Source organism: Segatella copri DSM 18205, from assembly GCF_025151535.1.
Lineage (GTDB): Bacteria > Bacteroidota > Bacteroidia > Bacteroidales > Bacteroidaceae > Prevotella > Prevotella copri.
The window spans coordinates 2,364,513-2,377,368 of the sequence record NZ_CP102288.1; the positions used below are offsets into that span (position 1 = coordinate 2,364,513).

Consider the following 12,856-nt stretch of genomic DNA (forward strand, 5'->3'; position numbering starts at 1 on the left):
AGCACTGTCAAAATGCAAGTTTTAAAAATTATTAGGAAAAGAAGTGGCGATAGTTACATAAAAAGTAGTATCTTTGCATTACATAAAACATGTAACATAAAACATGGAATAGATATAAAACGTTATGGAACAGCTGAATAACCCATTTGTTATCTACGGATATAAGGGAGCAGAATACTTCTGCGACCGCAAGAAAGAGACGGAAGTCATCATGAAGGCTTTGCAGAATGAGCGCAACATCGTGCTCATCTCTCCTCGACGCATCGGAAAGACGGGACTCATACACCATGTCTTTGAGAACATCAGTAAGCAGGAGCCTGAGACGCATTGTTTCTATCTCGACATCAATGCCACAAGAAATCTGAGCCAATTCATCCAATTATTGGCAAAGACGGTTATCGGGAAGGTTGATACTTTCTCGCAAACTGCCATGCGCAAGATTACCACTTTCTTTGCCGGCTACAAGCCTACGATGTCGTTTGATGAGATGACGGGAATCCCTACCTTCTCGATTACGGTTTCACCAAGCCAGAGCGAGGATTCTCTCAAACATATCTTCGAGTATCTGAAACAATCGGAAAAACGAATCTATATTGCCATCGACGAGTTCCAGCAGATAGCCGAATATCCCGAAGATGGCACAGAGGCCCTGCTGCGCTCCTATATCCAGTTTTTGCCGAATGTATATTTCATCTTTGCAGGCAGTAAGCAGCACATGATGACCGACATGTTCCTGTCGGCAAAGCGCCCATTCTATCAGAGTTCGCAAATTCTCAATCTTCCCCTCATCAACCAGGATGAGTATCACCGTTTTGCCAACAGATGGATGGGAACCCGGAATCTGACCATGGATCCTGATACCTTTGCCTATCTATATAATAAGGTGGATGGTCAAACCTGGTATATCCAGGATATTCTGAACCGTCTCTATCAGAACGGAAAGGAAATTACGACAGCGGAAATTGATGATGTAACCCTGGAACTGGTGAACGAGCAGGAAGTGGCATTCGTGAATTACTACGATTCCCTTACGGACAATCAGGCTGCCCTTTTATCTGCCATTGCCCAGGATAAGGCTGTCACCTCCATTCTTTCGCAGGATTTCATCAGCCGCCACAACTTGCCTGCTGCCAGCAGCGTGAGTCTTGCTCTCAAGACGCTGATCAACAGAGAATTCATCTACAAGTACAATGGCAGCTATATCATCTACGACCGCTTCTTCGGGATGTGGTTGAGGAAGAACTGCGCTGGAAATTAATCATTGCAAAAAAATCCGAAACAGATAGCTGCCATTACTTCTGTTTCGGATTATCTTTTCGTATTCTTTTTCTTTCTTTTCCTTTCTTATTCTTCCTTAAAACATCGCCCAAGCATATACTAAACTTTATCAGGAATCTCTTCCCCCATCAACGCCAAATGATATGAAATCGCTTACTTACGGATTTCTTCCAAAACCCATTCTATTTTGCGTATCCAGTGCTCATCGATTTCCACTTTTTCGGCATAAGACTTGAAGTTCATCACCACGTCTTCCACTTCTTGTATGATATTAGAAGCATTTCTGATATCCTGTCTTTGTGCAAAAAGCATCAAATCCTGCTTCGTTATATTCTTTCGCTTGCCAAGAACCGTAAGTTCATGGTTACGATAGAAATGTGAATCAGGATCACCTGCACAACATTATCTTTCATGTCTTACCCTTTCCTTCTTTTCATTCATTTTCTTCACTTGGCTAGGCAACATTGGCAGCGGCGGCAAGAGTTTCTCTGCTTCCTGCAGGAATCCAATGCTCCTCAACAGAGAAAGAATAGTGCCAAAGCCTATGTTCTTAGCTTCGCCTTTTTCAAACTGGCTAATGGTGAAAATGCTCACACCAGCCTTTACAGCCACCTCTTTCTGAGTGAGATTGCTGAACAGACGATATTGCTTGAATCGTCCTCCTAATTCAGATATAATCTCAGAATTAGACTTTGCCTCTATACCATATTCCGTAATCATGCTGCAAATATAGTTATTTCTTTATTTATCGCCAAATATAGGGTTAAATATTTAAATATCTTTAGTTATTACAATAGAAAAATCGGTATAAAAAATCCGCACAGCCCAGAGAGCCATGCGGATTCTGATATTTAATAAAGCTAGCAATAATCATGTTCACAGGTTACTTAGCCACCTTGAATACGGCGGCACTAATGCCTGAAGCCTTGATGGCATCGGTCTTCTTGCCTGATTTATATACAACCTTGCCTGTAGAAAGAACAGAAACTGCCTTGCCACCTACAGAGGTGATGTTGAGAGAGGCAGCCTTGGCACCAGGATTCACGACAACAACATACTTCTCATCACCCAAAGTGCGCTCATATACCATCGGATATTCCTGACCCTTCTGGTTCAGGAGCTTCCAATCGCCCTCATTGTCAAGAGCCTTGGCTGAATGACGCAAAGCGGTCAGCTTACGGGTATATGACAACAGAGAATTCTGATCTCCCTGCTGAGCCTCAACGGTCAACTTTCCGTTTTCCGTATCTACAGGGAAGTAGAGTTTTTCAGGCGCACTCGTTGAGAAGCCGGCATTCTTGCCCTTGGTCCACTGCATCGGAGTGCGGGTACCAGAGCGCTCATTGCTACCCTCCTTGTTAGGGAGATTCATCTGATACTTCATACCAATCTCATCACCATAATAGATAAATGGAACACCTGGCATGGTGAGGAAGAAGGTCATCGCCACCTTCAACTGGTCTGGCGTATTGCGGGTACCGATGTTAGGACGCTGGTAATCGTGGTTGGCAGATGGAACAGCGATGTAGCCGAGATTCTTGGTGGCATTGAAAGCCTTGGTATAGTTCTCGCTAAATTCCGTAAGCGAACCCTTGCCCTGCTTGTCGAAATAGCAGTTCTGATAGCTCTGCTCCCACTTGCCCCATGGAGTCTTGCGGTCGAAGAACAGAGAAGCATAGCCCTTAAGACCGAAATGGATGTAGAAATCGATGTTGAAGCCGGCAGGAATGGCTTGCTGCGGATTAGCCCACTCTGAAATCAGGACGGTCTCAGGATAGTACTTGTCCTTCCATGCACGCATCTCATTCCAGAGTTTGGAAACCTCCTTTTTGTCAGGGTCGTTCTTGATGAGCGATGACGCCATATCAACACGGAATCCATCCACACCCTTATCAAACCAGAAAGCCATGATGTTACGTATCTCCCTGCGAACAGCCTGTGGTCCAGGCGCATCTACGCTCTGCTCCCAAGGATGATTTGGGTCTGGATGAGCAAAGCCATAGTTCAAGGCTGGCTGGCACTCGAAGAAATTCTTCTCATAATACTTGGCACGAGGAGCATTCGCCTCCACATATCTGCCTCGGGTACTAGACTCCGGACTTGCCTCCTGATGACGGGCTTCTATTTCTTTCTTCTCGCTCTCAGGAATATCGTTCATCCAGATATAATAGTCGCTGTAACGCTGGTTAGGATCTTTCTCGGAAGACTCCTTAAACCAGGCACACTTGGTACTGGAATGTCCTGCCACCAGGTCGAGACAAACTTTCATGCCACGCTTATGGGCCTCATTGACCAATGTAACCAAATCGGTATTGGTACCGAATCGAGGATCCACCTTGTAGAAATCGATGACATCATAGCCACCATCAAACCATCCCGACTCAAAGATCGGATTGAGCCAGAGGGCGTTCACACCCAGCGACTTGATGTAATCCAACTTGGAAGTGATACCCGGCAGGTCGCCAATACCATTGCCATCAGTATCCATATAGGAAGATGGATAAATCTGATAGAAAAGTGCATCACTCAACCAAGCCGGTCCCTTCTTCTGTTCTGCCTGAGCAGAAAGTGTGGTTGCCGCCAAGGCAGCAACCAACAACATTTTATTCATTCTTTTCATGAGCTTCATTATTCATTCAAGAAAAATTTCTTTCATAATAACTCATAATTCTGCATTTTATTGCGCAAGAAGGCTAATTGCGAATCCGCCACCTGCAACGGAGTTCAACTTCAAGACAGACTTGCTGGTTACAGTCTTCTTGGTGATGACATAAGCCTGCGGATTGGTCTTGTAGTTGGCATTCTTTGCATCCTGATAGATGGTAGCCACATACTTCTTGCCCTTCTCGAGGAAATCGAGCTTTACGGTAGACTGATGAGCCTTCATGCCCGTAACGCCACCGACAAACCAGTTATCAGAACCCTTTGCCTTGCGGGCTGCGGTGATATACTCCATTGGTTCAGCCTCCAGATAGATAGACTTGTCCCAATCTACAGCCACATCCTTGATAAACTGGAAGGCATCCATGTGCTTCTCATAATTCTCAGGGAAATCGGCAGCCATCTGCAACGGACTGTACATCGTTACATAAAGTGCCAACTGACCGCAGATGGTAGAGTTGCAATGAGAACCATTGGCGCAATCCATTTCAAAGATACCCGGTGTATAATCCATCGGACCACCCTGCAGACGGGTGAAAGGCAAGATGGCGGTATGTCCCGGTTTGGTACCTCCGAAAGCCTGATATTCAGTACCGCGAGCACTCTCATTGCCAATCAGGTTAGGATAAGTGCGGCAGAGACCGGTAGGACGCACAGCCTCATGGGCATTTACCATGATGTGATAATCGGCAGCACGGGTTACGGCATGCAGATAGTGATTGATTTCCAACTGACTGTAGTGATGCTCGCCACGAGGAATGATGTTGCCCACATAACCACTCTTCACTGCATCGTAGCCATAATCCTTCATCAACTGATAAGCTCTGTCCATATACTTCTCATAGTTCATTACAGAAGAGGAGGTCTCATGATGCATGATGAGCTTCACACCCTTGGAATGCGCATACTCATTGAGCGCCTTGATGTCGAAATCAGGATATGGAGTCAGGAAATCGAATACCTTTTCCTTCATATAGCCACTCCAGTCTTCCCAACCGATGTTCCATCCTTCTACCAGGACAGCATCGAAACCATGGGCTGCAGCGAAGTCGATGTAACGGCGTACATTGGCATTGTTGGCAGAATGCTTGCCCGATGGCTTGGCATGTACATAGTCGGTTCCATCCAACTTCACGGTAGGATAATCATGGGTATAAGCCCACTCACCCTTACCGGAAATCATCTCCCACCATACACCTACGTACTTCACAGGATGAATCCAGGAGGTATCCTTGATCTTGCAAGGCTCATTGAGATTGAGAATCAGGTTGGAAGACAACACCTTGCGGGCATCATCTGTAATGACCATCGTACGCCAAGGGCTCTTGAACGGAGTCTGCATATATCCCTTCATACCCTGTGCATCAGGGGTAAGCCAAGAGGTAAAGGTCATAGTCTTGTCATCCAGGTTCAGATGCATGGCTGGATAATCTACCAGGGCAGCCTCATGCAGGTTGATGTAGATACCATCATCAGTCTTCAACTGGAGTGAGGTCTGTACACCGGTATCTGAAAAGACAGTCTGTGAGAGATTGCTGCTGACAGCAGCATGCAGGGCTGGACGGATGCCCGACAGACGGGTCTTGGTGTATTCATACTCCTGGGTATCGTAATCACCCGGAATCCACCAGGCGGTATGATCGCCCGTCATGACAAATTCAGTACGCTCTTCCTTGATGGTAAAGTAGTTGAGATTGCCTTTCTGAGGGAACTCATAGCGCAATCCTACTCCATCGTCATAAACACGGAAGCGGACGTTCATATAACTGTCTGTAGAATTCTGCTTCAACTCTACCAGCATATCATTATAATGATTGCGGATCGACTTGTTCTCTCCCCAAACAGGAGTCCAGGTCTCATCGAAAGTGGAAGTCTTCTCATTGATGACACTAAAATCAGAAAGCAGATCCTTGCCATCCTTGCCGCCCTTGGCGAGCTGATAACCCAGACGGCTAGGCTTGATGATGGTCTTGCCCTGATAGGTCACACTATAGGTAGGCACAGTGCCATCCAAGGTGAAGTTCACCTTGATTTGTCCGTTAGGAGAAGTGATGTCTCCTGCATCTGCTGAGATGCCAAAAGCCATCAGAAGGCTTGCGAGCAAAAAGAGTTTTTTCATATTATTTCCTTTTTAGTTTATGACTGACTACTTAGTATATCCTGGATTCTGCTTGAGTTTCTTGTTCAAGTTGAGCACGGCATAAGGGATAGGATAAACCATGGTATAGCCCTGCGTATCATCATTGTAATCACCTGCAGACGCATTGTGGGTCACACCATTGAAGCGGTCAGCAGTAGGCTCTGTAAAGGTACAGAATCTGATCTGGTCTTGGCGGCGTACTCCCTCCCAAGCCAGTTCCAGCATACGTTCATCCAGAATGTCATTGAGCGTAAGTTCTGTACGAGGTGTAGCAGCAACACGGTCACGAACCTCATTGACAATTGTGAGAGCCTCAGCCTTGTTACCCATACGATACTCAGCCTCAGCCTTCAGGAGCAAGGCATCGGCATAACGCCAGATTACCAGGTCGTTGTTGAAGCTATACTGCTGGGTAGTGGACTTGTCAAACTCATACTTCTTCATTCTGGCACCAGCACACTTCATGGCATGAGGGTCATCGGCAGCAGAGAAATCCACCTTTACAGCCAATGGCATATACTCCAGTGGCTTGTCAGTGGCACCGTCATCTACAGCTTTTCCTGTCTCCTCCATATAATCCTTGTCGGTATAGAAGTTGAGTTTCAGACGAGGGTCCGGATTAGCCGTTCCATAGCCATATACCTGCATCTGCTGCTTGGAAGAGCAGGCTCCATTCCAGCCCTGGTAACCGATGGCACCACCATGGTTATAATGCAGGGTGCGCACGATGTTGTAATCCTCTATCTTATAGTTAACACAATCATTCGGGCGGGTCCAGATATTCTCCACGGAATTCTGGTTGGCTACAATGAAGTTGTCGGCATAGCTAGGCTGCAGGCGGTAACCCAAGCTGGCAATCTGGTCAGCACAATAGACTGCTGTTTCCCACGCATTGCGAGTTTCACCATCCAAAGTAATGTTTATATTTTTGCCCATTTCAGAAACAGTCTTTCCCTGCTCCTCGCTGGCAGTAGCCTTGCCGCTCTTGTCTGTTCCTACAAAGGCACTGTAGCTGGTTGGAGTGGTATCATCGATGGTATAGACCGGTGCATTGATGGCACACTTAGCCATACACATATATGCCACAGCCTTGGTGATACGACCATAATATTCACCCTCGTTCTGACTCTTACCATCTGAAAGATGAGGAATGCATTCAGCCAACTCAGAAGTGACAAACCTGAAGACATCAGAACGGTTGGACTGATTCACCTCGTTAGCACTCACCTGAGAAGAAACAACCAATGGCACCTGTCCGAAGAGATCCATCACATAGTAATAATAGACAGCACGAAGGGCTCTCAATTCATATACATATTCAGCATACTCCGGATGTTCACCCAGGTACTTGTTGAGTCGGTCGATAGAAGAATTGGCAAGACCGATGACACGATACAGGTTGTTCCACACATCGTTATACTTGCTTACAGACGACTCAAAGTTGTGGAGGAAGATATTCTGCCAGGTTCCACCATCTACCCAGTCACCCTGACGACCAGGAATCATACTGGCATCAGAAGAGAACTCCTGGAAGGTGTGTACCGAGCCACCATCGCTTCCATACAATCCATTTCCGATGGAAGAATATACGTTAGCCACTGTGTTTACATATACCAGCTTAGAGGTACTGAAAGCCTCCTCCTCAGAAAACTTGCTTCGTGGAGTCTCATCCAGTGAGCAACTAGCCAGTAATATCGATGAAAGAAGCATCGAGCCTATAATATATTGTTTCATAACTGTAATCCTTTATATATTAATAATGTAATTCTTAATTAGAACTTGTTATCTATTCTATGTGAAAACATTTAGAAATTCACTGAGAGCGACAGAGTATAAGTACGGCTCAGAGGATAGATGTTCTTGTCGTCAACACCCAGATTGCCACCACTGATGGTTGCAGAGTTGATCATTGGAGTCAGGCCCTTGTAACCAGTGAGGGTACAGATATTGTTGACTGACAATGCAAGGTGAATGTTGTTGATGAACTTCCACTTGAGCATATCCTTGGTGAAGGTGTAGCCCAAAGAAGCGTACTCGAAGTTCATATAGTCACCCTTTTCCAGCCAGTAGTCAGAAATCTGAACATCATGGATACCCTTGCCATTATTGAGATGCTGTGCACCGCTCAGGATATTATAGGTTGGGAAATTACTCATATTGTTCAAGGTCATGGATGTGGCATTGTAAATCTTATGACCGAAAGCACCGTTAAACTGCATAGTCAGATCCCAGTTCTTGTACTTGAAGCTCATATCCCAGCCGAGGAAGTACTTAGGAATTGCCTGTCCGCAAACCTTGCGGTCGCCACTGTCACCCGTATCAATGGTACCATTATCATCAAGGTCTTCGATGATATACTGTCCATTCTCATCAATACCTGTGCAGTGAGGCAGATAGAATACACCTACAGGCTGTCCCTCAATGAGATAGGTTACGCCATTATTATGTGTCAGACCAGCCGCACCTACGGTGGCAACAGAGATATGCTCGCTCGTTGTCATAGGCTGTCCCTTGTAGGTACCGCTCAACTTCTTCAGCTTGTTCTTCTGATAAGAGAAATTCAGACCGGAATTGAAGGTAAAGTCCTTTGTCTTGATGATGTCACCTCGAACAGCCAATTCAAATCCCATATTAGTCATGGTACCCATATTGGCCAGCAGACGGTCGTAAGTGAAAGGAGGTACCGGCACGGTATAGGTATAAAGCATATCTGATGTTTCAGAAGTGTACCAGTCGAAGGTTACATTGAGACGCTGCTTGAACATCGACAGGTCAAAACCGACATCAAATGTCGTCTTTACCTCCCACTTCAGATCAGGGTTGCTGTTGGAGGTAACCGCAAAAGTAGTACTTGTTGCGCCGTTGACGGTAGTTACACCATTAGGCTCCATCAGGGCGAGAGAAGTATAAGGATCGATGGCATCCTGATTACCGGTCACACCATATCCTGCACGAATCTTGAAATTGTCTATCTGCTTGATTTTCTTCATCCAAGGCTCATTGCTGATTACCCATGCCAAGGAAGCAGAAGGGAACCAGCCCCACTTCTGACCATTACCCAACTTAGAAGAACCATCGGTACGAACATTGACGGTAGCGATGTATTTGTCAGCCAGCATATAGTTGACACGAGCCATATAAGAGCTCAGGGTATATTCGGTGTAGTTAGACTGCAGATTACCCCAGCTCACATTGGCAGCAGCCTTCATGTTATTGAATTTGAAGTAGTTGGTATCAAATCCATGTGCCTCCTGTGAGTTCCAGTCGTAGGTGTACTTCTGTCCCTCCATCAGAGCCAAGGCATCAATGTGATGCTTGCCGAAATCCTTGGAGAAATTCACCATGACGTTGCCCATATAGTCCTTGCGGTTGGTATTGGCAATATAAGCCCATCCGTTACCGTTCAGCTTACCCATCTGGATATTGTTAGGAATATAGAACTTATTGTCACGGTTCCAATAATTGTATGAACCAAAGGCACTTACAGTGAGTCCGTCGATGATGTTGACCGTTGCCTTGCCATGAACATTGACAGAGGCATCCTTGTAGAAGTCATCAATATCGAGCAATCCCAGTGGATTCCAGACTTCATTGGCAAGCAGATCCTCATCCCATTCGCCCTTGTCGTTTCTTACATTAGGATAAGTAGGGTTATAGGCTGTAGCAGAATAGAACATCTTGTGCATATCATACTGGATATTGCTATTGCGCTGAGAACCGAATATGCCCAGTTCCAGCTTCAGATGTTTGTCGAAGAGATACTGGGTTCCATCCAGCTTTGCTGTAAAATTCTTCATATCAGAATTCTTCAAGGCACCCTGACGGAGAACGAATCCCAGAGAAGCACGAAGACTGGAAGTGTCTGTACCAGAAGAGAAAGAGATGTTATGATTCTGTGTGAGACCCACATTGCGCTCAATCTCCTCGAGGAAATTGGTATCGCCACCCATATCGGTATAGGTCAGACCCAAAGACTTGGCAGTTTCACGATATTCTGAAGCCGACATCAGATCCAGATTCTTATAGACTGTATTGACACCAAACTGGCCATTGTAGCTCAGGCTGGAATAGCCCAACTTGCCCTTGGCTGTGGTAACAACGATGACACCGGAAGCACCACGTGAACCATACTGGGCAGTCTCAGAAGCATCTTTCAGGATGGTGAGACTCTCAATATCGCCAGGAGCCAGAGAATTGAACATTGTCATATCAGCAAAGACGCCATCGATGATAACCAATGGGTCGTTACCACCTGAAAGAGAAGAGGTTCCACGAACTCGAATGCTTGGCGAACTGGTAGGGTCGCCGCCAGCCTGAGAAATGATAACACCCGCAACCTTACCCTTCAAGGCCTCGGCAGGACTGGTTACCACACCCTTGTTCATATCTTCTTTCTTGATGCGGTCGACAGCACCCGACACCGTGCGCTTGCTGCCCACAGCATAACCAACGACAACCACCTCATCGAGCACCTCGTCGTTTTCTTTCAGCGAAACATTGATAACATGATTTCCCTTTACAGGAATTTCCTGGGTACGGTAGCCCAGATAAGAGAATACCAGGACAGAACCATCCTTAACATTGTCAAGCTTGTAGTTACCATCCAAGTCGGACACTGCACCATTCTTGGTATCTTTCACCAGAATGCTGGCACCAATGACAGGTTCACCTGTGGCATCTACCACCTGACCCTTAATGGTTGTCTGACCAAGAGCATTAAAAGTAATAAAGCATCCTGCTAACAGCAGACCTACTTTCTTTGAAAGGTTGTTTTTATCCATAATCTATAGGTTTATAACGATTAAAATTGTTTGATGCCGCAAAAGTACGTCAAAATTCAATAGGTTGTTGCGATTAGTAGGTTTTTGGTAGATTACCATTATCTACTATCCAATTTATCAGGCTGAATATCAGTAAATTAAAGATTTCTAAAAAAAACACGTTAGTAGATGCGAGATTTTGAAAGTTTTTTATTACTTTTGCAGCAGAATCTTTAAAACATAAGAAACATGAGACATTTTATAACTATCGTACTACTGATACTACTACCACTATGCGCAAAAGCAGACAACAGCCAGCTCTACAAACAGCTGGATGCTGCCCTGGAAAAACGTGCGCATTATGTAGAAGTAAAAGAGAAAAGTCTGAACGACATCAAGCAGGGTGCCAAATATGTAACCAGCAACGAGGACAAGCTCAAGCTTTACGAGCAACTCGCCAATGGATACAAAGCCTACGAGTATGATTCAGCGATGACTTACGTAAAAAAAGGCCTTGTTCTTGCCCAAAAGAGCAACAACATCTTATATTATAAAAGATTCCAACTTAGCCAAACCAGCCTGCTTATCACACGTGGATTCTATGCTGAAGCAAAAAACATCATGCAGAAGATAGAACCCAAGGAAGAAGATCCGCTTGACTATCAGTTTCAATACTATTATACACTTTACGGACTATACAACAACTGGTCAACCTATTGTGAGAACAATGAATTCAGCAAGATTTACGACCAGCAGAAAGTGGAATACCTGAAGAAAACATTAGAACTGTCGCCAAAGAAAGATGCATTCTATTACTACCTGCTGGGAGAGTTATACTATTACAGCAATCATTCCAACAATAACAAGACCATCCTATACTACAAAAAAGCACTGAGTATGGAAAAGCCGGACAGCCGTCTCCATGCCATGACCGCCTTTGCCCTATCCGAAGTATACCAGAAAGCCAACAACCAGAAACTGACGGAACATTACCTGCTGGTTGCAGCCATCTCTGACATCACTTCTGCCACAAAAGAAAACGTAGCCCTGCAAAACATCGCACTCTTCATCTACAAACATAAGACCAGAAGTCTGAACAAAGCCCAGGAATACATCAACCTATCCCTGGAAGATGCTTATGCATACAACAACCGGTTGCGCCGCATTGAGATTTCATCCAAATTGCAGATGATTACCAATGCCTATACAGATGACATCAGAGCCACCAACAGCATGCTCTACATTGCGCTGTCGGTCATTTTCCTGCTCTTGCTCGGAGTAGGACTTAGCAGTCTGTTCATCCGCAAGAAGAACAAACTTCTGAAACAGAAGAAAGACGAAATCACGGCTACATCGGCAAAAATGGAAGTTCTCAACAGCCAGTTGCACCTCATCAACGACGAACTGAAGGACACCAACCAGAAGCGCGAGAGACTGATAAAGGTGTATATTGACCTGTGCTATAAGAACATAGAGAGAAACAGCAAACTGCGCACCTTGGCAGTAAGAAAGATCAAGGCCAACCAGAGTAAGGAGCTGCTGAGCCTCCTTTCTTCCTCAACCAATACAGAGAAAGAGAACAAGGAGTTTCTGACGGAATTTGACAAGGCATTCCTGTCTCTGTACCCAACTTTTATAACCGAGCTGAACAAGCAGCTTACAGAATCGGCACACATCCAGCTGAAAGAGAATGGAGAAATGCCCCCTATCCTCCGTGTGTGCGCCCTGTTAAGATTAGGCATCACCGAAAGTTCAAAGATAGCCGGCATCCTGTCTTATTCGCCACAAACCGTATACAACTACCGTTCCCTGCTCAAGAACAATGCCATCGACAAGGAGCACTTCGAAGAAAATGTGCTCAGACTCTGCATGGTGATAGCCGACTGATCGGAGAAAAAAAAATGCATATCTATCTTCAAACGAGGGTGTGTCACTGAATGGCATCAACAAATTCTTGATAGACTTGAAATAACCATGGGCGTTTGATGGAGTTCTATCCTTTTTCAGACCAGTCACT

8 protein-coding genes are annotated in these 12,856 nt (G+C 45.3%); 2 read left to right on the forward strand and 6 right to left on the reverse strand.

Features of this window, described 5'->3' with window-relative positions:
* The first annotated feature begins 124 nt into the window (after positions 1-124).
* The gene (locus tag NQ544_RS10060; RefSeq protein ID WP_006848439.1) at positions 125-1,258 is read left to right on the forward strand and encodes an AAA family ATPase; all 1,134 of its coding nucleotides are present in this window, start codon (positions 125-127) and stop codon (positions 1,256-1,258) included.
* Positions 1,259-1,431: 173 nt separating this feature from the next.
* Here the strand turns inward: NQ544_RS10060 and NQ544_RS10065 are convergent, their stop codons facing one another.
* The 6 genes from NQ544_RS10065 to NQ544_RS10090 all read right to left on the reverse strand — a co-directional run bounded on the left by NQ544_RS10065 (position 1,432) and on the right by NQ544_RS10090 (position 10,860).
* A complete protein-coding gene (locus tag NQ544_RS10065) occupies positions 1,432-1,590 on the reverse strand; it encodes a hypothetical protein (RefSeq protein ID WP_006848441.1) in 159 nt (52 codons plus the stop codon).
* Positions 1,591-1,680: 90 nt separating this feature from the next.
* Entirely contained in the window at positions 1,681-1,998 is a 318-nt protein-coding gene (locus tag NQ544_RS10070) for a helix-turn-helix domain-containing protein (protein WP_006848442.1), read from the reverse strand.
* A 163-nt stretch (positions 1,999-2,161) separates the two neighbouring features.
* Positions 2,162-3,889: an alpha-amylase family glycosyl hydrolase gene (locus NQ544_RS10075; RefSeq protein WP_040553491.1), complete on the reverse strand. Its 1,728-nt coding sequence runs from the start codon at positions 3,887-3,889 to the stop codon at positions 2,162-2,164.
* A gap of 66 nt (positions 3,890-3,955) precedes the next feature.
* Positions 3,956-6,058, reverse strand: a complete 2,103-nt coding sequence (locus NQ544_RS10080) for a glycoside hydrolase family 97 protein (protein ID WP_006848444.1) — start codon at positions 6,056-6,058, stop codon at positions 3,956-3,958.
* Between the two features lie 27 nt (positions 6,059-6,085).
* Positions 6,086-7,813 carry a RagB/SusD family nutrient uptake outer membrane protein gene (locus NQ544_RS10085; RefSeq protein WP_006848445.1) on the reverse strand — a complete coding sequence of 576 codons (1,728 nt, stop codon included), beginning with the start codon at positions 7,811-7,813 and terminating at the stop codon, positions 6,086-6,088.
* 71 nt (positions 7,814-7,884) lie between these two features.
* A complete protein-coding gene (locus NQ544_RS10090) occupies positions 7,885-10,860 on the reverse strand; it encodes a SusC/RagA family TonB-linked outer membrane protein (protein WP_006848446.1) in 2,976 nt (991 codons plus the stop codon).
* A 228-nt stretch (positions 10,861-11,088) separates the two neighbouring features.
* On the opposite strand from NQ544_RS10090, the gene NQ544_RS10095 reads away from it, so the two are divergent.
* The gene (locus tag NQ544_RS10095; protein WP_006848447.1) at positions 11,089-12,726 is read left to right on the forward strand and encodes a SusR-related protein; all 1,638 of its coding nucleotides are present in this window, start codon (positions 11,089-11,091) and stop codon (positions 12,724-12,726) included.
* Positions 12,727-12,856 lie beyond the last annotated feature (130 nt).

Excerpts from the sequence above, each read along its gene's own strand:
- NQ544_RS10060 (WP_006848439.1), top strand. The coding sequence starts at position 125 with ATGGAACAGCTGAATAACCCATTTGTTATCTACGGATATAAGGGAGCA.
- NQ544_RS10065 (WP_006848441.1), bottom strand. The coding sequence starts at position 1,590 with ATGCTTTTTGCACAAAGACAGGATATCAGAAATGCTTCTAATATCATA.
- NQ544_RS10070 (WP_006848442.1), bottom strand. The coding sequence starts at position 1,998 with ATGATTACGGAATATGGTATAGAGGCAAAGTCTAATTCTGAGATTATA.
- NQ544_RS10075 (WP_040553491.1), bottom strand. The coding sequence starts at position 3,889 with ATGAATAAAATGTTGTTGGTTGCTGCCTTGGCGGCAACCACACTTTCT.
- NQ544_RS10080 (WP_006848444.1), bottom strand. The coding sequence starts at position 6,058 with ATGAAAAAACTCTTTTTGCTCGCAAGCCTTCTGATGGCTTTTGGCATC.
- NQ544_RS10085 (WP_006848445.1), bottom strand. The coding sequence starts at position 7,813 with ATGAAACAATATATTATAGGCTCGATGCTTCTTTCATCGATATTACTG.
- NQ544_RS10090 (WP_006848446.1), bottom strand. The coding sequence starts at position 10,860 with ATGGATAAAAACAACCTTTCAAAGAAAGTAGGTCTGCTGTTAGCAGGA.
- NQ544_RS10095 (WP_006848447.1), top strand. The coding sequence starts at position 11,089 with ATGAGACATTTTATAACTATCGTACTACTGATACTACTACCACTATGC.